The organism is Sphingomonas oligophenolica, assembly GCF_039522915.1.
Lineage (GTDB): Bacteria > Pseudomonadota > Alphaproteobacteria > Sphingomonadales > Sphingomonadaceae > Sphingomonas > Sphingomonas oligophenolica.
Genome location: NZ_BAAAEH010000035.1, coordinates 287,193 through 306,237, shown reverse-complemented (window position 1 = coordinate 306,237; position 19,045 = coordinate 287,193). Strand labels below are relative to the sequence as shown.

Annotated in this window: 22 protein-coding genes; 5 read left to right on the top strand and 17 right to left on the bottom strand. The window is 65.7% G+C overall.

Annotated features, from left to right (window positions below; all coding sequences use genetic code 11):
- Positions 1-140: 140 nt before the first annotated feature.
- On the top strand, positions 141-1,094 hold the full coding sequence (pip, locus tag ABD050_RS17340; RefSeq protein ID WP_343890743.1) for a prolyl aminopeptidase: 954 nt from the start codon (positions 141-143) through the stop codon (positions 1,092-1,094).
- Between the two features lie 213 nt (positions 1,095-1,307).
- Positions 1,308-1,733: a hypothetical protein gene (locus ABD050_RS17335; RefSeq protein ID WP_343890742.1), complete on the top strand. Its 426-nt coding sequence runs from the start codon at positions 1,308-1,310 to the stop codon at positions 1,731-1,733.
- Positions 1,734-1,848: 115 nt separating this feature from the next.
- Here the strand turns inward: ABD050_RS17335 and ABD050_RS17330 are convergent, their stop codons facing one another.
- From ABD050_RS17330 to uvrC, 7 genes are all read right to left on the bottom strand, one after another.
- Complete coding sequence (locus ABD050_RS17330; protein WP_343890741.1) at positions 1,849-2,142, bottom strand: hypothetical protein; 294 nt, start codon at positions 2,140-2,142, stop codon at positions 1,849-1,851.
- A 72-nt stretch (positions 2,143-2,214) separates the two neighbouring features.
- Positions 2,215-3,318 carry a glycosyltransferase family 2 protein gene (locus ABD050_RS17325; RefSeq protein WP_343890740.1) on the bottom strand — a complete coding sequence of 368 codons (1,104 nt, stop codon included), beginning with the start codon at positions 3,316-3,318 and terminating at the stop codon, positions 2,215-2,217.
- Positions 3,315-4,367 carry a 3-isopropylmalate dehydrogenase gene (gene leuB / locus ABD050_RS17320; RefSeq protein WP_343890739.1) on the bottom strand — a complete coding sequence of 351 codons (1,053 nt, stop codon included), beginning with the start codon at positions 4,365-4,367 and terminating at the stop codon, positions 3,315-3,317. The genes ABD050_RS17325 and leuB overlap by 4 nt, the downstream gene beginning before the upstream one ends.
- A gap of 66 nt (positions 4,368-4,433) precedes the next feature.
- The gene (gene recO / locus ABD050_RS17315; RefSeq protein WP_343890738.1) at positions 4,434-5,060 is read right to left on the bottom strand and encodes a DNA repair protein RecO; all 627 of its coding nucleotides are present in this window, start codon (positions 5,058-5,060) and stop codon (positions 4,434-4,436) included.
- Between the two features lie 75 nt (positions 5,061-5,135).
- On the bottom strand, positions 5,136-6,035 hold the full coding sequence (locus ABD050_RS17310) for a GNAT family N-acetyltransferase (RefSeq protein ID WP_343890892.1): 900 nt from the start codon (positions 6,033-6,035) through the stop codon (positions 5,136-5,138).
- 5 nt (positions 6,036-6,040) lie between these two features.
- The gene (locus ABD050_RS17305) at positions 6,041-6,991 is read right to left on the bottom strand and encodes a polysaccharide deacetylase family protein (protein WP_343890737.1); all 951 of its coding nucleotides are present in this window, start codon (positions 6,989-6,991) and stop codon (positions 6,041-6,043) included.
- Positions 6,992-7,067: 76 nt separating this feature from the next.
- The gene (gene uvrC, locus ABD050_RS17300; protein ID WP_343890736.1) at positions 7,068-8,990 is read right to left on the bottom strand and encodes an excinuclease ABC subunit UvrC; all 1,923 of its coding nucleotides are present in this window, start codon (positions 8,988-8,990) and stop codon (positions 7,068-7,070) included.
- Positions 8,991-9,058: 68 nt separating this feature from the next.
- On the opposite strand from uvrC, the gene ABD050_RS17295 reads away from it, so the two are divergent.
- On the top strand, positions 9,059-9,778 hold the full coding sequence (locus ABD050_RS17295) for an SDR family oxidoreductase (protein ID WP_343890735.1): 720 nt from the start codon (positions 9,059-9,061) through the stop codon (positions 9,776-9,778).
- Positions 9,779-9,844: 66 nt separating this feature from the next.
- Here ABD050_RS17295 and ABD050_RS17290 read toward each other — a convergent pair whose 3' ends face one another.
- The 6 genes from ABD050_RS17290 to ABD050_RS17265 form a co-directional block, all read right to left on the bottom strand.
- Entirely contained in the window at positions 9,845-10,180 is a 336-nt protein-coding gene (locus ABD050_RS17290; protein WP_343890734.1) for a hypothetical protein, read from the bottom strand.
- Positions 10,181-10,273: 93 nt separating this feature from the next.
- Complete coding sequence (locus ABD050_RS17285; protein ID WP_343890733.1) at positions 10,274-10,828, bottom strand: F0F1 ATP synthase subunit B family protein; 555 nt, start codon at positions 10,826-10,828, stop codon at positions 10,274-10,276.
- Entirely contained in the window at positions 10,821-11,315 is a 495-nt protein-coding gene (locus ABD050_RS17280) for a F0F1 ATP synthase subunit B family protein (RefSeq protein ID WP_343890732.1), read from the bottom strand. Before ABD050_RS17280 ends, ABD050_RS17285 begins: the two co-directional genes overlap by 8 nt.
- Positions 11,316-11,327: 12 nt before the next feature.
- Complete coding sequence (locus ABD050_RS17275) at positions 11,328-11,543, bottom strand: F0F1 ATP synthase subunit C (protein WP_299913126.1); 216 nt, start codon at positions 11,541-11,543, stop codon at positions 11,328-11,330.
- A gap of 61 nt (positions 11,544-11,604) precedes the next feature.
- Positions 11,605-12,363 carry a F0F1 ATP synthase subunit A gene (locus ABD050_RS17270; RefSeq protein ID WP_343890891.1) on the bottom strand — a complete coding sequence of 253 codons (759 nt, stop codon included), beginning with the start codon at positions 12,361-12,363 and terminating at the stop codon, positions 11,605-11,607.
- Positions 12,364-12,423: 60 nt separating this feature from the next.
- Entirely contained in the window at positions 12,424-12,711 is a 288-nt protein-coding gene (locus tag ABD050_RS17265) for an AtpZ/AtpI family protein (RefSeq protein ID WP_343890731.1), read from the bottom strand.
- 366 nt (positions 12,712-13,077) lie between these two features.
- Between ABD050_RS17265 and ABD050_RS17260 the strand changes: the two genes are divergently transcribed.
- Positions 13,078-13,902 (top strand): DUF2189 domain-containing protein, encoded by an 825-nt coding sequence (locus ABD050_RS17260; protein WP_343890730.1) that lies wholly within the window; start codon positions 13,078-13,080, stop codon positions 13,900-13,902.
- A 33-nt stretch (positions 13,903-13,935) separates the two neighbouring features.
- Here ABD050_RS17260 and ABD050_RS17255 read toward each other — a convergent pair whose 3' ends face one another.
- From ABD050_RS17255 to ABD050_RS17245, 3 genes are read right to left on the bottom strand one after another with little or no spacing between them, the layout of a single operon-like run.
- On the bottom strand, positions 13,936-14,295 hold the full coding sequence (locus tag ABD050_RS17255; protein ID WP_343890890.1) for a YdbL family probable chaperone protein: 360 nt from the start codon (positions 14,293-14,295) through the stop codon (positions 13,936-13,938).
- 35 nt (positions 14,296-14,330) lie between these two features.
- Positions 14,331-14,513, bottom strand: a complete 183-nt coding sequence (locus tag ABD050_RS17250; protein ID WP_343890729.1) for a YnbE family lipoprotein — start codon at positions 14,511-14,513, stop codon at positions 14,331-14,333.
- A gap of 47 nt (positions 14,514-14,560) precedes the next feature.
- Complete coding sequence (locus tag ABD050_RS17245; RefSeq protein ID WP_343890728.1) at positions 14,561-17,752, bottom strand: intermembrane phospholipid transport YdbH family protein; 3,192 nt, start codon at positions 17,750-17,752, stop codon at positions 14,561-14,563.
- 84 nt (positions 17,753-17,836) lie between these two features.
- On the opposite strand from ABD050_RS17245, the gene radC reads away from it, so the two are divergent.
- The gene (radC, locus tag ABD050_RS17240; RefSeq protein ID WP_343890727.1) at positions 17,837-18,520 is read left to right on the top strand and encodes a RadC family protein; all 684 of its coding nucleotides are present in this window, start codon (positions 17,837-17,839) and stop codon (positions 18,518-18,520) included.
- A 70-nt stretch (positions 18,521-18,590) separates the two neighbouring features.
- Here radC and ABD050_RS17235 read toward each other — a convergent pair whose 3' ends face one another.
- Positions 18,591-18,950 carry an EF-hand domain-containing protein gene (locus ABD050_RS17235; protein WP_343890726.1) on the bottom strand — a complete coding sequence of 120 codons (360 nt, stop codon included), beginning with the start codon at positions 18,948-18,950 and terminating at the stop codon, positions 18,591-18,593.
- Positions 18,951-19,045: the final 95 nt, after the last annotated feature.

Genomic DNA, 19,045 nt, shown 5'->3' with positions numbered 1-19,045 from the left:
TTTTGCGACCCGGATCACGGCCTCGCCTCCCCGGCTGGTCTGCAATTATCGACTGGCTGGCTGTAGAACAGGCCGGCACGGGTTAGAATCGAGCGAGCGATCACCGGCCCGCCACCGTCAACCGAGGAAGATCGACCCCCATGACCCTGCGCAGCCTCTACCCGCCGATCGAACCCTATGAGACCGGCATGCTCGACGTCGGCGACGGGCACAGCATCTATTATGAGCGCAGCGGCAGGGCGGGCGCGAAGCCGGCCGTGTTCCTCCATGGCGGGCCCGGCGGCGGCATCGCGCCCGACCATCGGCGGCTGTTCGACCCCGAGCTTTATGACGTGCTGCTGTTCGACCAGCGCGGGTGCGGACGCTCCACACCGCATGCGGGGCTGGAGGCGAACACGACCTGGCATCTCGTCGCCGATATCGAGCGGCTTCGCGCGCTGGCCGGCGCCGATCGCTGGCTGGTGTTCGGCGGCTCCTGGGGATCGACGCTCGCGCTCGCTTATGCGGAGACCCATCCGGAACGCGTCAGCGAGCTCGTCCTGCGCGGCATCTACACCTGCACCCGTCCTGAACTCGACTGGTTCTACCAGTTCGGCGTGTCGGAGATGTTTCCCGACAAATGGGAGCGGTTCGTGGCGCCGATCCCCGAGGCCGAGCGGGGCGACATGCTGGCCGCCTATCACCGCCGCCTGACCGGTGCCGACCCGGACGTGCAGGTTGCCGCCGCTCGTGCGTGGAGCCTGTACGAAGGCGAGACCATCACGCTGCTGCCCAATCCCGACCTCTCGGCGCAGCATGACGACGGCCATTTCGCGCTCGCCTTCGCCAGGCTGGAGACTCATTATTTCGTCAATGCCTGCTGGCTCGAACCCGGCCAGCTGCTCCGCGATGCGGGCCGACTGCGATCGATTCCCGGGACGATCGTCCACGGGCGATACGATATGCCCTGCCCTGCGCGCTATGCCTATGCGCTGCACAAGGCCTGGCCAGAGGCGGATTTCCACCTGATCGAGGGCGCAGGGCATGCCTATTCGGAGCCGGGGATCCTCGATCGGCTGGTTCGTGCTACCGATCATTATGCGGGCAAGGGCTGAACCTGTTGGCAACGACGGCAGCCATGTGCCATCAACGCGTGGGCGCCTCTCCGCTCATTCGGAGCATGTATGAACAGATGCCCTGCCTCGCTCATAGCCGCCGCCATGATACTGGCCTCGATGTGGGGCGGATCGCTCTCGGCGGCTTCCCCACCAAGTGGCGGAACGATTTCGATCGAGCCAAGGGCCATCGACGGAAACACTGACTCCTCGATGCCCTCGTTCGTGATTGCCGCGGGCGAAGCGCTGGGGGCAAAGGGCTTCACGATCCTCGGTGGCTCTGGACACGCCGCCTATGTTGCGGAGCTGACTCTGACCCGAGTTGATGTCGGCACAGGCTCGGCGAAGGCTGCCGTCGGCAGCTCATCGGTCGCGCCCAGCACCTCGGGCAGCGTCGGCGGTGGCGTCACCATCCCCCTCTCGACGGGAAAATCCAGGCTTGTCCCGCTTCAGCGCATCAGGCTGGAAATGCGCATTCGCAGGCGGGGAGAGGAAGGCGCCGTCTGGGACGGCGTTGCCGTAACCGTCCGGGGAGCCGGCACGCGGAAGGGAGCGGATGACATGGTGGCTTCCGATCTCAGCCAGGCAGTTCTCCGCAATTATCCTGCCAATATCGAAGGCGTCGTCAGCGTCCCATAATGCCCCCAAACGATCGGTAACGGGTGGGTTCGATTCAATCGTCGGCGAGATTGCGGCATGGGCGCGAGCGGGCGGGACGCTGTCCCGGTTCCTGCTCTTTGACATGACCGTTTTTTCAAGACGGCGGCGTCGCCATTCGAACCGGCCCGCTGTTCCCCGCTGATCCCCGCTGTTCCGCCGCTGTTATCGTCGCTGTTCCCCCGCTGTTATTCCGCTGTTCTTCAATAACAGCGGAATTGCCGGTAAGCTGTTGATAACGATCGTGGAAATTGAGCGAAAAATCCAACATAACAGCGGCGAAAATAAAAAATCGCGGAGAACAGCGCGAGAACAGCGGGAAACGCTGAAAATGCCGGTCCTCGCGAAGAGGGACGGTAGCGGCTTTCGACGGCTCACGATGCGTCAGCAAAGGCCTGAAAGATAAGCAGCCCAATTCCAGACCGCCGTCCTGGAATCCGGTGATCGATGTTTCCCACGGCGCCTAATAGCGCCCCCAGGTAAACCGCGACGACAGCGCATAATTCCACACCGCCCCGAGCACGACACCGGCAAGCGCCGAGACCTCCCAGGGGTCAGCGCGCGTGTTGTAGAGAAAGGCGGCGACGCCGATGTTCGCGAGCGCGCTGGGCGAGCAGACGATGCAGAAGGAGACCCAGCCGTCGAACAACTGCCGCGCGCCCTTCAGCCTCGTATCGCGATAGGTCAGCGCGTTGTTGAGGAAGAAGTTGAAGGTCATCGCACCGACCGTGGCGGCGATGGTGGAGACGGTGAAGCCAAGGCCGAGGCCCTTGAACAGCGCGGCGAGCACCGTGAAATGGATGCCGGCGCCGAACGCGCCGATCACCGAGAACATCACGAAGCGCACCGGCACATAGTTGCCGAACATCCGGTCGTAGATCGCGATCAGATATTCCATCGCGACGACATGATCGAGCTTGCTCTCGCCCTCGGTCCGGACCCGGAAAGTATAGGGCATCTCGAGAAAATGGAGCGGCTTCGGGCTGGCGGTCATGATGTCGAGCAGGATCTTGAAGCCGATCGCCGCCAGATGCGAGGCCATGCCGCGCACGATGGCGGTGCGGATCATGAAGAAGCCGCTCATCGGATCGTTGAGATCGGCTTTCAGGATTCGCCGCGAAAGCCTTGTAGCAAAGGCAGATTTGGCGACACGATCATGGTCCCAGTCACCGGTGCCGCCGCCATCGACGAAGCGCGAGCCGATCACGACATCGAGCGCCTCGTCCTGATGCAGGGCATCGAGCATCTTCGGCAGGATCGTCTCGTCATGCTGAAGATCGCCATCGATCACCGCGACGATCGGCGCCGCGGTCGCGCACATGCCCTCGATACAGGCCGAGGAAAGGCCGCGACGGCCGATCCGCTGGATCACGCGCACCCGCGGATCGACCCGGGCGATTTCGCGCGCCGTATCGGCGGTGCCGTCCGGACTGTCGTCATCGACGAAGATCGCTTCCCAGTGGCGCCCCGCTAGTGCCTGATCGAGCCTGGCGATGATGACGGGAACGTTGCGGACTTCGTTGAAGGTCGGGATGACGACCGCAAGATCAAGCGGCGGACCGCTCATGCCAGGGCCGCCAGCACCGCGTCGCCCATTTCGCGTGTACTATGGGTGCCGCCGAGATCGGCCGTCCGCACGCCCTTGCCGATCGCCGCGCTGACGGCTGCCTCGATCCGGTCGGCGGGCGCGGGCATGTCGAGCGAATGGCGCAGCATCATCGCGACCGAGAGGATCATCGCGCAAGGGTTTGCCTTGCCCTGGCCGGCGATATCGGGGGCGCTGCCATGGATGGGTTCATACAGGCCGAGCGTGCTGCGCCAGTCGCTGAGCGAGGCCGAGGCGAGCATGCCGATCGAGCCGACGCACATGCTCGCCTGGTCGGAGAGAATGTCGCCAAACAGATTGCCGGTGACGATCACGTCGAACTGACCCGGATTGCGCACGAGCTGCATGGCGGCGTTATCGACATACATATGTGTCAGCGCGATGTCGGGATATTGCGCCGCTGTTTCGATGACGACGTCGCGCCACAATTGCGAGGTTTCGAGCACATTGGCCTTGTCGACCGAGCAGAGCTTGCCGCGCCGCCGCCGTGCCGCCTCGAAGCCGGCGATCGCGATACGGCGCACCTCGGCCTCGTTATAGCTCATGATGTCATAGCCTTCGCGCAGGCCGGAGGCGGTGGTGCGCATGCCTTTCTCGCCGAAATAGACGTCGCCGTTGAGCTCGCGCAGGATGAGCAAGTCGATCGCCGAGGCGACCTCGGGACGAAGCGCCGACGCGTCCTCGAGCCCGGGGAAGAGCTTTGCCGGGCGGAGATTGGCGAACAGCGACAGCTCCTTGCGCAGTCCGAGGATCGCCTGTTCGGGGCGCAGGCTGCGTTCGAGCGAATCGCAGGAGGGATCACCGACTGCGCCGAACAGGATGGCGTCAGCCCGCTTCGCAAGCGCGAGGGTTTCGGGGGGAAGCGGGTGGCCGGTCGCATGGTATGCGGCGCCGCCGACCAGGCCTTCCTCGAAATCGAAGCCGAGATCGAGCGCGTCGAGGACGCGGCGCGCTTCAGCGGTGACTTCGGGGCCGATGCCGTCTCCGGCGAGGATTGCGATCAGAGCCAAGAGGAGGTCCCTTGTAGAGGTTGGGCGGTGAATTGGGCTGGTGCGCCTTGCCTCAGCCGTGGCGTCTCACGCAACCGCCCTTTTCAACCGATCGACCAGCCGGGCCCGGGCAGCGAGGGTCTCGGCGCGGCGATCGGTGAGAATGTCGACTTCAAGCGCCTCGCCGGTGATGCGGAGCGCAGCGAGGATGTCAGCCCAGCCGGCCTCGCCGCCGACGCGCAGTATCTCGGGCAGGCGGTCGGGTTCGAGGCCGTAGCCGAGCTCGGCGAGGAGGAGCAGCTCGTAACGGGCCAGCGCGACCGCCCAGCCACGCGCGGCGGGGGCTGCCTCGATCGCGCCGATCACACCGTCGAGCGCGGCGTGGATATGCGGATAGGGTTGCCCCTCGGGCAAGGCGGTTGCGGCGAGCGCCGTGACCCATTCGAGCGCGGCGGCGGGGAGCGGTTCCGCAAACAGGGGCGCGCGGCTCTGGATCAGTTCGACGGTGAGACCGGCGAGTTGCTCGTCGGTGCGGGCGCGCCATTCGCCGAGCACGAGATTGGCCGGCTGGAGGATGGGACGGATCCGACGCGACCGGCCGCCGCGGACATAGCCTGCCTGCAGGCCATGGCCGGCGGTGAGGGCGCGAACGATCGCGCCATTCTCGCCATGCTGGCGGATCGAGAGGATCAGGGCTTCGGCGCGGAGGTGCATGAGCTGGGCTCTAGCCCTTCTCCCCTTGGGGGAGAAGGAACAGGCATAAATCCCGCTCCCGCTGGGAAAGGGAGATTAGCGCCGCACTTTCTTCGCCAGCTTCTCCAGCCCAAGCTTGGCCGTTGCCTTCTTCCCGAAGCCGGCCGCGCGATCGAAACCGCCCAGCGCCATCGTCGTCAGCCGGTTCGCGAGGCTCGCCCGCAACAGCAGCATGTCGATACAAGGCACGCCGTGGGTGGCGAACTGGCGCTTGTGCTGGCCATCCCCCTCGGTGAAATCGAAGCGCTTCAAGGCGGCGCCGAACAGGTCACGCAACGCCTCCATCTGCAGCACGCCGCCGGGCGAGAGATCGGAAAAGGCCGGATCATGGCCGACATGGTCGTAGCGGGCGGTGCCTGAGTCGATCGTGCAGTAGAGATAGGCGGCCGGTTCCCCTGCGATATAGAGCAGCCAGCCGCGCACTGAATCGGCCGCGGCGAGGCGATACATGGTACGCAGGAAATCCGGATCGTCAGGCAAGCCTTCGCCGAGCAACCGCTCCTGATAGGTGCGCAGCGAGATGCGCCGTGCAACGTCGTGAAAGGCCGTCATCTCGTCGGGAGTTCGGAAACGGCGGATATCGAGCTCACCGCCGGAGACCGCCGTGACCTTGCGCGCCTTGCGGCCGAGCCCGGAGCGCGTGTTCGAGGACAAAGCCTTGAGATATGCATCGTGCCCGATGGTGAGATCGACATAGTGTCGCGTGTAATGCTGACGGACAAAGGCGATCATCCCGCCGCCGGCAAGGGCCATTGCGTCGCGGCGATCCTCGGGCAGCGACGTGATCTGATAGCCGTGCGCGGCGCGGTCGAGCGGGGGCAGTTGCGGCAGCCTGCCCTCGATCGCCTCATCGAGCGAGAGCGGCACGCGCACGAGCTGGCGCTGGATCGACGCAAGCGTCCGCGCGCCGAGCTGGAAACGGAGCGGCAGCGGCACTGCGCTCAAGCGGCGCGCTCCTCGACCATGTTCGACCAGAGCTGCTCGGCCTGGCGCCAGCGGGTGCGCAGGGCGTTGGGTGCGAGCGGGGTGTCCGACTGGCCGAGCCGGAGCGTCGGACGATCAGCGAAATGAACGGTCGGGAGCGACCCGGCGCATTCCTCGAGCAGCGCGCATAACGTCTCGAAGCGGCGGACATGGACTGCGTTTGGCCGGGTGCCCGCCCGGTTGGCGAGCTCGAAGCCGTGGCTGACGATCGTCACCGCCGCGTGATTCTCGCCAAGCGCATGGCCGAACGCGGCGCGCATCTCGCCGGCCGAGAGCGCGCAGATCTGGAAGTTGCGATAGGCGCCCGGACGGTCCTCGATCAGAGTCACCGGCACCTCGATCAGCCCTTTATGCAGCACCGGTGCGATCTGGGTAGCGGGCAAGCTGATCGCGCTGTCGGGCTCGGCGCCGTTGTGGCTGCTGTCATAGGCAAAGCCAAGTTCGGCGAGTGCGCGCAGCGTATCGTCGTTCGCGCCGTAACTGCCCGCGCGGAACGCGATCGGGCGCGGCGCGCCGGCCGCCGCCAGCAGATCGACCGCGCCGCTGATCAGGTCGCGCTGCTCGTCGAGCGCGTAATCGACCAGCTCGAACCGGGCATGGCGTTCGCCATGATCGTCGGCCCTGGCACCCGCCCAATTGGGATGGAGATGAAGCTGGACCTCCTGACCTGCATTCAGGATCGCATCGACGACATGGCGGGTCGGCTCGAGGCCGAACGCGACCGCAGGCATCGGATCGACGAAGAAGCACGCCTTGAGGTGGTGCCGACGGAGCATTTCGAGCTGATAGGAGATGCCTACGCCTGCAGGCTCGAGCGAGCGTCCGTAGAGCGTCGCGCAATCGAGCCCGTCGATATGGTGGCGCCACATCAGCTCGGTATCGATCGTCAGGAAGACAGGGATGGTCATCCCGGCAGGAATATCCGCCGGGGGTGAAAATTTGGGAAATGCCCGCGATCGGCGTCGCCCAGCGCTGCAACCGGGCCTAACGGCTGTGGTAGAAATCATAAATCTGCTGCGCGACCGCGGCTGACACGCCGGGCGCCTTCTGCAGATCCTCCAGGCTGGCGTTGCGCACGGCGCGGCCGGTGCCGAAATGCATGAGCAACGCCTTTTTGCGCGCCGGCCCGATGCCGGGAACCTCGTCGAGCGGCGAGGCGCCGATCGCCTTGGCGCGCTTCGCCCGGTGCGCGCCGATCGCGAAACGGTGGACTTCGTCGCGCAGGCGCTGGAGGTAGAACAGCACCGGCGCGTTGGTCGGCAGTGTCAGTTCGCGGCCATCCATCAGGTGAAACACCTCGCGCCCCTCGCGCCCATGATCCGGCCCCTTGGCAACACCGACGAGGCAGACATCCTCGATCCCCATTTCCTCGAGCACGCCCTTGGCCGCGTTCAATTGCCCGCGCCCGCCATCGATCAGCACCAGATCGGGCCAGTCGCCCGCATCGCGATCGGGATCCTCGGCCAGGGCGCGGGCGAAGCGGCGGCTGAACACCTCGCGCATCATCGCGAAATCGTCGCCGGGCACTGTGTCGGCGTTCTTGATGTTGAACTTGCGATACTGACCCTTGCGAAAGCCCTCGGGCCCGGCGACGACCATCGCACCGAGCGCGTTGGTGCCCTGGATATGGCTGTTGTCGTAAATCTCGATCCGGTCGGGCGGCTCGGGCAGTTCGAACAGATCGGCGACCTCGCGCAGCAATTTCGCCTGGGTGGTGCTCTCGGCGAGGCGGCGGTCGAGCGCTTCCTCGGCGTTGCGCTTCGCCTGGTCGAGCAGGCGCCGGCGGGTGCCGCGCTGCGGGACCGAGAGCGAGACCTTGAAGCCGACCGCATTGCCGAGCGCCTCGCCGAGCAGCGCCGCCTCTTCGAGCTCGCGATCGACGAAGATCATGCGCGGCGGCGGCACCTCTTCGTAGAACTGGACGAGGAAGCTCGACAGCACCTCGCCCTCGGGCACGTCGTTGGTGTGCGCCGGGAAGAAGCTGCGATGCCCCCAATTCTGGCCGCCGCGAATGAAAAAGGCCTGGATGCCCATCACGCCATTCTTGTTGGCGAGCGCGAAGATATCGGCGTCCCCCACCCCTTCGGCGTTGATCGCCTGGCTGCCCTGGATGAAGGTGAGTGCCTTTAGCCGGTCGCGGATGATGGCGGCCAGCTCGAAATCCATATTTTCGGCAGCCGCCTGCATCTGGGCGCCGAGCTTGGTCTGCACCTCGGTCGACTTGCCGGCGAGGAACGCCTTCGCATCGGCGATCAGCTCGGCATAATCCGCCTGGGAGATACGCCCCACGCAGGGCGCCGAGCAGCGCTTGATCTGGTAAAGCAGGCAGGGCCGGTCGCGGGTCTTGAAGAAGGTGTCGGTGCAGGAGCGGAGCAGGAACAGCTTCTGCAGCGCATTGAGCGTGTTGTTGACTGAGCCGGCGCTGGCAAAGGGGCCGTAATAATTGCCCTTGGCGCGACGGGCACCGCGATGCTTCTGGATGCGCGGAAAGTCGTGATCGGCGCGCAGCAGGATGAAGGGGAAGCTTTTGTCGTCGCGCAGCAGGACGTTGTAGGCGGGGCGGTAGCGCTTGATCAGCTGCGCCTCGAGCAGCAGCGCCTCGGCCTCGTTGTTGGTGGTGACGATCGTCATCGAGCGGGTCTGCGCGACCATGCGCTGGAGCCGTTTGGGCAGGCGATCGACCTGGGTGTAGTTGTTGACCCGGCTCTTCAGCGCGCGCGCCTTGCCGACATAAAGCACGTCGCCGCGCGAATCCTGCATGCGATAGACGCCGGGCCGCGCCGGGAGCGTCTTCAGCACGTTCCGGATCGCCGCCACGCCAGCCTCGAGATCGGGCGCGTCGCTGCCGCGGACGGTGTAGGTGGCCTTTTCCTCGTTGAACCGATCGGGGGTGTTGGGGGACGACATAGTCTCGTCAGTTAGGACTCCGGCGCGCCCGCAACAACGGCTATGTGTCGCACGAAGAGGAGAAGGTCATGGAGATCAGGGGCAAGGCAGCACTCGTGACCGGGGGCACCGACGGCATCGGCATCGAGATCGCACGGCACCTCAAGGCCGGCGGCGCGAGCGTGATCGTGGCCGGGCGCGATCCGGTGCGGCTCGAAGCGGCACGCAGCGAAGGGTTCGAGGCGATCGCCGCCGATCTTTCGGACATCGCCGGGTGCGATGCGCTGGTCGCGGCGCTGGAGGGCCGGCCGCTCGACATCCTGGTCAACAATGCCGGCATGGGCGCCGATTACGACGTCAACGCGCCGATCGATCTCGGCGAGGTCGATCGCTGCATCTTCCTCAACCTCAACGCGCCGATCAGGCTGATCACCGGCCTGCTCGCCACCTTGCGGGCGCGACCCGAGGCAATGATCGTCAACGTGACGTCAGGCCTCGCGATCGCGCCGCGCGCGGCGAGCCCGGTCTATTGCGCGACCAAGGCTGGGCTCAGGAGCTTCACCATGGCGCTGCGGGCGCAGCTCGCGGGCACCGGGATCAATGTCATGGAGGCCCTGCCGCCGGTCGTCGAGACGCGGATGACGGCGGGCAATATGCACAAGAAGATGCCTGCCCCTGAATGCGGCCGGCAGATCGTCGCGGCGATCGCCGCGGGCCGTAACCAGGCGAATATCGGCCTGACCGGCGTGCTCAACGCGGTGTATAATGTGTCGCCCCCGCTCGCGCGGCGCATCATGCTGCGGTTTTGACGCTGCCAGCAGGCGCGGTCGCTTCACCATCCCGGCCCGGGCCGGGATGGCGAAGCGGACAGGCGCTTATTTCAGCGCGGTGAGGTCAGTCTTGGCCTTGGCCATCTGCTCGTCGGTGATCGCACCCTGCGACATCGGCTGGACAGCGGTCAGCGACATGCCCTTGAACTGATCATAGGCCGGGTGGGTGAGCATCCCGGGGAAATCGGCATCGAGCACAGCCTTGCCGGCAGGATCGGCGGCGATCGTCTCGATCGGCGTGTCGAGCGAGAATTTGGGGGTTGCCACAGCGCCGGCAGCGGGCGCAGCCATGGCCGGGGCCGGGGCTGACGCAGCAGTTTGCGCCAGGGCAGGCGCTGCCGTCATGGCAAGCAGAGCGGCGGAAAAAGCAACGAGCTTCATGGGGCGATTCTCTCCTGAATCAGGGCGACGCGAATCGCCGTCCTGACCGCGGTGTAGCCGGGATCTGGCTGATGCGAAACGCGTCGTACCGCCTCAGTTGAGGCGGCCGAGCCCCGCAATGGTGCGATCGACCAGGGGCTTGTCGGCCGCTGCATCATGCTTGTCGGCGATGATCGCTGCCGCGGCACGCGCCGCAGCGTCGGCCGCCCTGGCACGGACTTCGGCGATCGCCCCGCGCTCGGCGGCGGCGATCTTGTCCTCGGCCATTTTCTGGCGGCGCGAGACGAGATCAGCGGTGTCGCTCTCGGCCTTGGCGAGCATCAGCTTCGCCTCGGCTTCGGCATGGGCGATGATCGCGGCGGCATCGCCGGCGCTTGCCGCGTTGCGTGCCTTGGCCTGGGCGAGCTGGGCCTCGGCTTCGGCACGGAGACGCGACGCCTCGTCCAACTGAGCGCGAATCGTAGCGATCCGGGCATCGAGCATCCGGGCGATCATCGCCGGGACTTTCTTCCAGATGACGATCGCGATGACGACCAGCATCGACAGTGCGACGAAACCGGGCGCAGTGATGCCCAGTGCCGAAGGTTCGTGGTGGAGTTCGGTCGTGCCGGTTGCCGCCGTCAACGATTGGGGTTGCGCGTCAGCCATGCGCCAATTCCGCCTTCACTTGTTCTGCGATGCCCGCGCGATCCACCGCCACGCCCGAAAGCTTGGCCACGATATCCTGCACCGCATCCACCGTCGCCGTCTCGATCTCGAGAAGCGCCTGTTGCTTCGACGCCGCAATGCGGGTGGCGGCCTCAGCGAGCTGATCGGCCATTGCCGCGTCGCCCGCCTTGATCTTCGCCTCGGCACTCGCCGCTGCCTGAGCCTTGGCATCGCCAACTTCGCGCAGCGCCTGCGATCGGGCCGATTCAAGCCCGGCCTGATATTCGGCCTCAGACCGTTGCGCGCCAGCCTGTGCCGCTTCCGCCGCGGCGAGGTCCCCGCTGATCTTGCCGTTACGATCGTCGATCGTTCGCTCGATCTTGGGGACCATCGCCTTGCCGATCCCGAAATAGATGAGCGCGAACACGATCGCGAGCCAGAACAGCTGCGAGGCGTAGATCTCACCGATCTGGGAAAGTTGCGGCATTGCGGCTCGTCCTTACTTCTTGACGACGAAGAGGATGAGGATCGCGACGACGAACGCGATCAGACCGAGAAGCTCGGATGCCGCGAAGCCGATGAACAACCGGCCCTGCTGGCCGTCAGCCGCACCCGGATTGCGCAGCGCGCCTTCGAGGAACGAGCCGAAGACATTGCCCACGCCGAGCGCGGCCAGGCCGACGCCGATCGCCGCGAGGCCGGCACCGATATACATTGCACCAAGATCAGTCATGATAAGCTCCCTAGTAATTCAAATGGTCGGTAATTCGAATGACTTAGTGCAGGTGCACCGCGTCGTTGAGGTAAAGTGAGGTCAGCAGCGCGAAGACATAGGCCTGGATCGCGCACACCAGCAACTCAAGCGCGCTGACGCCGATGATCATCACGAAGCTGAGCAGACTGACAAGCCAGCCGAGCGGGCCGCCTGAATTGAGGCCCTGGACGACAAAGGTGCCGAATACCTCGAGCAGGATGTGCCCGGCGGTCATCGCGACGAACAGTCGCAGGCCGAGGCTGAAGGGCCGCACCATGAACGATACGAACTCGACCGGGATGATGACCGGCATCAGCCAGGCCGGCGCGCCGTGCGGCACGAACAGCGAGAAGAAGTGGAGACCGTGACGCCAGAAACCCACCGCGAGCACGATGCCGAACGACAGGAAGGCAAGCACGGCGGTGACCGTGATGTGGCTGGTCACGGCGAAGGTGTGGAGATGCGGCACGATCGCGATCGGCAGCACGCCGACCAGGTTCGCGAACAGGATGAACATGAAGATCGAGAAGATATAGGGCGCGAACTTCTTGCCCTCGGGGCCGATATTCACCCGCATCATATCGTCGATGAAACCGACCGCCGATTCAGCCGCGACCTGCCACCGGCCGGGGATCAGCTGGCGCTTCAGCCCGCCCGCCATGAACAGCGCGAGCAGCATGAACACGACGACCATGAACAGCGCCGAGTTCGTGAACGACACATCGTAGCCGCCCAGCACGATATGATGGCCGAACACGGGCTCGACCTGGAATTGCTCCATCGGGTTGATATCACCAGCCACTGGTCGTGCTACCCTTGTGCTTCACGGTTGGGAGGGCGCTCATTCAGCGCGCTCCTTCGAAATCTTGTAGATGTTGCGGCCTGCCGCGACGACGGCGAGCCCCAACAGGATCAACAGCAGCCACGGACTGGTGCCGAGCCAATAGTCGAGCGCCCAGCCGATCAACGCGCCACCGGCCGGCACACCGATCAGCTCGGCCAGAACGCGGGACCCCTGCCCATAGCCTTTTGCAGGCTTCTGGGCGGGGCCGCCTGTCCGCGCCTCTTCGGCCGCGCGCGCTTTGGCGATACGGCTCTCAAGGTCATCGTTCTGGCGGTCGTCGGCCAACGCGAAAGCTTCCTGATAAGAAAACGCCGCCGGGCTTGCGCACGGCGACGAGGAACATGGGGCCAAGCCCCCGTTGCGGCGCCCGTTTAGAAAAGGGGGGTCCCCGAGTCAACCTGCTGGACACCCTCGACCGGCACAGCGCTGCCGACGCCGCCGGAGCGATGCGGCGGATAGGCGACTACAGGTCGGCGGCGCTTGATCAGCCAGGCGATTCAGCGGAGCCGGACCACACACCTCGCCCTTGGTATTCGCGCCGCAAAGGCGTATTATTCCCATAGGGCCGTGTGGCCATATCGAGAGCCACCAAGCAAAGCTGAACGCGAAGACGGGCGGCGGCCCGCCCGGCCTCGCAAGGAGAGGCTCGTTATGGCTGCCATTGCACCCGCCACGCCCGCCGCGTCATCGTTTCATCCCCCAGTCGTTCGCGTGATCAGCCGGGCGGACCTGTCCTGGGCGTTACGTGAAGGCTGGGCCGATTTCCTGGAGAAGCGCGGCGATATCATCCTCGTCGCGATCCTCTATCCCCTGCTGATGCTGGCCATGGCCTGGGTGGCACTCGGCAATGGGCTCTTCCCCCTCCTGATGCCCCTGGCCGCCGGCCTGTCGCTGCTCGGCCCGATCGTCGCGGTGGGCTTCTACGAACTCGCCCGTCGCCGCGAGGAAGGCCGCGACGCGCGCTGGTCGCATTTCCTCGATCCGTTCAGGGGGCCGTCGGCGGCGCAGATCATCCCCCTCGGGATTTTTCTCGGCCTGCTCTTCCTTGCCTGGATCGGCGTCGCCTGGGCGATCTACCAGGCGACGCTTGGCGCATTGCAGCCGGCCGACCCCGCGACGTTCGCCCGGATGCTCTTCACGACGACCGAAGGGTGGCAGCTCATCCTGTTCGGCAATCTGGCCGGCTTCGTCTTCGCCGCGATCACGCTGGTGACCACCGTGGTCTCCTTCCCGCTGCTCGTCGACGAGCCGGTCGATCTCGTCCTCGCGGTCCAGACGTCGCTCCGCGCGGCACGGCTGAACCCGGTCGAGATCGCCATATGGGGATTGATTGTCGCGGCGCTGCTCGCGCTCGCCTGCATCCCGCTGTTCGTCGGTCTCGTGGTCGCCCTGCCGGTGCTCGGCTATGCGAGCTGGCACCTCTACACGCGGCTGGTCGATCGCGACGTTCGAGAGGCGTCGACAGACAGGCGATAGGGTGCGTGTGAGGCAGCCGCCCCCGATCGGCGGCTATACGCAGCGCGGATCGCGTTCCGGTGCGGCCGCGGTGCGCGTTTTCCATTCGCCGGCGGGGGTCTGGTATTTCTCGCCCGGCACCGTCTTCAGGATCAGGTTGCAGCCGCTGGTGAAGGCCATTTGCTCAACGGTCGCGCCGGCGGCGGCGCTCTGGGTGTATTTCGCCTTGCGCTGGATATTGATGTTGTTGACCAGCGCGCGGAGCTCGGCATTGCCGGTGCCGACCACACCGAGATAGCCGTCAGGCATTTCGCCGATCTGACCTGCCGAGCGAGCAGCCTGATAGGCCGGGTCGCGTTGCGCGAGCGCCGCGGTCGAGAGGCCGGCAAGAGCGATGCCCGAGGCGATCAGCATGACTTTGGCGCTCACAGTTTTAAGGGGGGTTTTCATCAGAAAATATCCGGGTTCTGCTGGATCAACGTCTTCGCCTCGCCATCGAGCCGATAGACGACCTCCTGCGTCACATTGATGTTGAGATTGATCACGATCGGCTTGTCGGGCGCCGTAACGTTCACGCAACCACCGGTTGCTGACGCGGCACCCAGGGCCATGATCGGAAACAGTCGCTTCATCGCGTAACTCGTCGGTCTCCACTTGCGCTTCGTCAATCCTTTTTCTGTCATGGCATTTTCCTGCTTTCGGGGGGCTGAATGGGTGCGGGTACCGGTTTGGGAGGCGTTGCCCGCTTCTTCTGTTCTTCGAGCAGGGCGGGGAGGTTGCGCGCGATCAGCCTTTTGGGGTCGTAGAAGGATTGCGCACTGTCGATCAGGCCGCGGAAAGGCGCCTTGATTCGGACGTTGAAGACGAGCGGCAGCTTCTGCAGCCGGTCCAGGATGAAGTTGCGCTTCGCCCCCTGCCCTTGCCCGACGCCGGCAAAGCGGACTTCAGTGATCATCTCGCCGGCGAGCGGCCCGTTCATGACGATGTCGAGATTCCTGTAGCGCAACGACTTCAGCGCCTGGAACGCGAAATTGCCCCAGAAGCCGACATCCTTCTGGCTGACCTCGCCGACATAGGCGATCGTCCCGCCACCGGGCCGGACGACGAGATGGCCATTCTCGATCCGCCCGCCTTTTTCGTCGAAGATCATCGGCAAGCTGCCGTCGAACACGCCGGTGGCATTCAGGTTCTTGAAGGCGAATTGCTGGAGGAACTGGCCGGCATCCATGCCGGTCACGTTGAAGGTCAAATGGCGCTCCCGGCTCTCGCCGAAATCGAGCAGGGTCGGCTCGAGCCGCAACGATCCGCCGGCAAAGGGCCAATTCCCCTCCTCGACCTGCACTCTGGCCCCGGCGAGCAGCTGGTAACGGATCGTGCCGTCATTGACCGCAATGCCGGGGTTCACTGTCTTGACGGTGGCGATCTGACCCGGCGCGGTTTCGAGGTTGAGCAAATCGGTGAAGCGAACCTCGCCGGCGATGCCGGTAACCGGGCCGAAGGCGGCGGCGAGATCGAGCCCGGCCGTGCGGAACGCACCGTCGCTGGTCACGCCGTCCGGGGTCCAGCGGATATGGCCGTCACCGGCGACGGTGCCCGCCACGTCAGCGATCACGCCGAAGGTCAGGCGGGTGAGTTCGTCGGGCTGGAAATGGTCATTGAAAATGAGGCCGGGGACGATCAGATCGGCGTGGCCGCCGCCTTGCTTGAGGTCATGGAAGATCGCCACATCGGCGACGTCCACACCCTTGGCGGGCTGGACGAGCTTCCCCGTCACCGCGATCTTGCTGTCGATAAGCGTCAGCGAGACCTCGCGCGCAGCGATTGGCTTGAGGCGGGGATTCGGGTCCGCGTCGGCGACCTGAAGCGCACCCTTCATCTCGAGCCTGCTATCATGCAGCGCCCAAGTCCCATCGGCAGCGGACAGAAGCAGCGGTACGTTGGCGATCTGGCCACCCCCGCTGCTGAAGCGCCCGTCGATGACGCCGCGGGCCATCCTGCCATCCAGCGCCGCGAAATCGAGACGCGTGAGCCGGTCCGGCGTGCCGATCCGGACACCCATCCCCGACAAAGCGAACCGTCTATCGGCGAGGCGCAGGTCCGCGCCGGCCCAGGCAAGCCCGATCGGCGTCGATCCCAGCGCGCCGCCCAGGCTGACCGCGCCAGTCCGCGCACCGCCGCCCATTCGGCCCCGCTCGATCCGCACAAGGGCACCTTCAACCGGGCAGAGCATCGTCCGCGCAGGTCGAAGCACGAGGCCCGACACTGCGAGCCGGTCGAAAGCGAGCGGCGCGCAGTCGCGATTGACCTGGAGCCGATCATGGCCATTCCACAATGCAGTCACCGGCAGGCTGAGATTGTCGACACGCCCATCACCGAGCGGACCCGAAAGGATGATGCGGGTCGACAGGCGGGTGAGGCCACCCGGCGTGGCCGTGAAGACAACCGGAGCGAGTGCGAGCCGCGCGCCATCAGCGGCATAGGGCTGGAAAACGGCAGTGCCGGTTATCGGCGCGCCCGGTGCCGCCTGTTTCAGGTCGATCCGCGCCTCGGGAAGTCCGCCGCCGCTGGTTGCCAGCTGGCCATCGACGCGCAACCCCGGGCCCGGCCAGCCATAGGAGACACCAGCCCCCCCGGACAAGGTCGCGCGCGCTCCCCCGGGTGTCTTCATGGCGGCATTGTCGATCGATACCATGCCACCCGCACTATCCATCCGCGCGACGATATGGGCGTCGGCCGTGAAGGATCGGCCGGCAGTCGTCAGCGTGCCGGCGATCTTGCGGGCGAGTGGCGCCATCGGTGTTCCGGCGGCGCTGCCCGCATAAGAGGAGATACGGGCGAGCAGCGCGCGATCGACGCGCGCGTCGCTCGCGCCTGCCGATCCTTCGAAGCCTCGGGCGGCCCCCGCGAGCCGGAAGGTGCCCGACAGTCTCGCGCTGGACGCCCGCAGCCCGGCGCTGCGCGCTTCTGCCGACTGGAGGGCGACGTCGCCCGAAATACCCTTCGCCGATCCGGCGAAATGCGCCGAACCCGTGACTGCCGATACACTGCCCTGGGGGTGTCGCACCTCGGCGATGCTGAGGCGAAGCTGCCCGCGCCACCGGTCGAGCGCTTCCGAAAGCGCGACCTTCATATCGGCGCCGGCGCCGCGCACCAGGGTATCGCCACAGGCAAAAGATGCGAGCTGAGCGGGCCCTTCGATCGTCGGTGCCGCATTGTCGATGCGGATCGCCATTTCTCCGCTCACGCGCCCGGTGATGCAGCCGCCCAGATCGAGCCGCTCGGATACCGCCGCCAACTGGCCGCGAAAGCCACCGTTCAAACGCCCCTTCCCGCTCAGCTTCAGGCCGATCACCCCTTGCGGAGCGACCAGGCGCATCCGGGCATCCTCGATATCAGCGACGAAGCCGGGCAATGTGAAGGGCTTGCCTGACGGTGCTGGCATGAGCTTGTCGAGCGCGCCGAGCGAGAGTTTGCCGTTCACCAGCCGTGCGCTGATGCGGACATGCCCGGCCCGAATCGCGGTGACGCCGAAGCCCGAAAGACCGACACCGGTCCGCAGCTCGACCCAATCAGCGACCAGATCGGGGTGCAGGGGATCGCCGATCACCACGCCGGTCAGCCGCTGGCGATTGAGGCCGAGGTCAGTGATCGTGTAGCGGGCCGGCACGCCGCGCTGGGCCAGCGCCTTGTCGATATAGTTGGAGGCAATCGGCTTGCGCTGACTCCACAAGGCAATCAGCGCGACCAGCAGGATCAGGGCGATGCCGAGAGCAATCGCGCGCGTACGTCGCCAGCCCCGCAGACGAGGCTGGTGTTCCGGCACTTCTCTTTCGTTCGCCGTCACGCCGTCAGCCACTCCCGATTGCAGCACCGGGGCGCGCCGGCCTCAGCATAGAACACTGTTTCGCGCACGCAATTGCGCACGCCTGCCCCAGGCTTTAATCCCTGAAGGGCGATGAGCGTTCCAGAACCCGACCATAGCGGCCACCGCGCGCGATTGCGCAAGCGCCTGGCCGAACAGGGTGGCGACGGGCTGCTTGACCATGAGCTGATCGAATATCTGCTCGCGCTCGCCATTCCAAGACGCGACACCAAGCCGCTGGCGAAGGCATTGCTGGCCGAGTTCGGCGGCATCGGCGGTTTGCTGAGCGCCGATGGCGAGGCGCTCGCACGGGTGAAGGGCATGGGCGAGACGTCGATCGCCGCGATCAAGATTGCGCATGCAGCTGCGATCCGCCTGCTCCGCGCCGAGGTCGCCGAGCGACCGGTGCTGTCGAACTGGCAGGCGTTGCTCGACTATCTGCGCGCCGACATGGCGCACCATGCCAATGAGCGGGTGCGGGTACTCCACCTCAACACCCGCAACATGCTGATCCGCGACGAGCTGATGAGCGAGGGATCGATCGACGAGGCGGCGCTCTATGTCCGCGAGGTGATCCGGCGGGCGATCGATCTCGGCTCGGCTGCGATCATCCTCGTCCACAACCATCCGAGCGGCGATCCGTCGCCGAGCCGCGCCGACATCGAGGTAACGCGCAACATGGCCGAGGCGGGCAAGCGCATGGGCATCGCCGTCCACGACCATATCATCATGGGAACGAGCGGCCATTCAAGCCTGAGGGCGATGGGGCTGTTGTAAACAGGCGAACAGCCGCCGGACCCGAAAGCCCGACGGCCGCCCCGGAGTAACCGTGGCTCGGTCAGGCCGCTTAAGCGCCCTGGCTCAGGAATCCGGTGAGCTCCGACTTGGTCAGCACCTTGTTCTTGTCCTTGTCTGCGCTGGCAAAGGCCTGATCGACCCACGCCTTGGTCGCGGGGCTATCCGGCTTGGTGGTGGGATCGCTCTTCTCCTTGAGGGCGACCATCCACGCGCCGAATTCGACTTCATTCAGCGTGCCGTTCTTGTCCTTGTCATAGGACGGGAATTCAGTGTTCACGACCTGGGCGATCTGCGCCGCGCCGCTGATCGGCTGGGCCGCTGCCTGCTGGGCAGGCTGTGCGATCGGATTGACCGGAGCCGGTTGTGCGACGGCTTGCGCATCCTGCGCGGCAGGGCTGGCCGTCGCCATCGGATCAGCCGGTGTCACGCTCTGCGGCTGGGCTGTATTGGCCGGAGTCGTGGAGGCAGGCGCCGTCTGCGGGGCAGTCTGTGCAGGCGCCACCT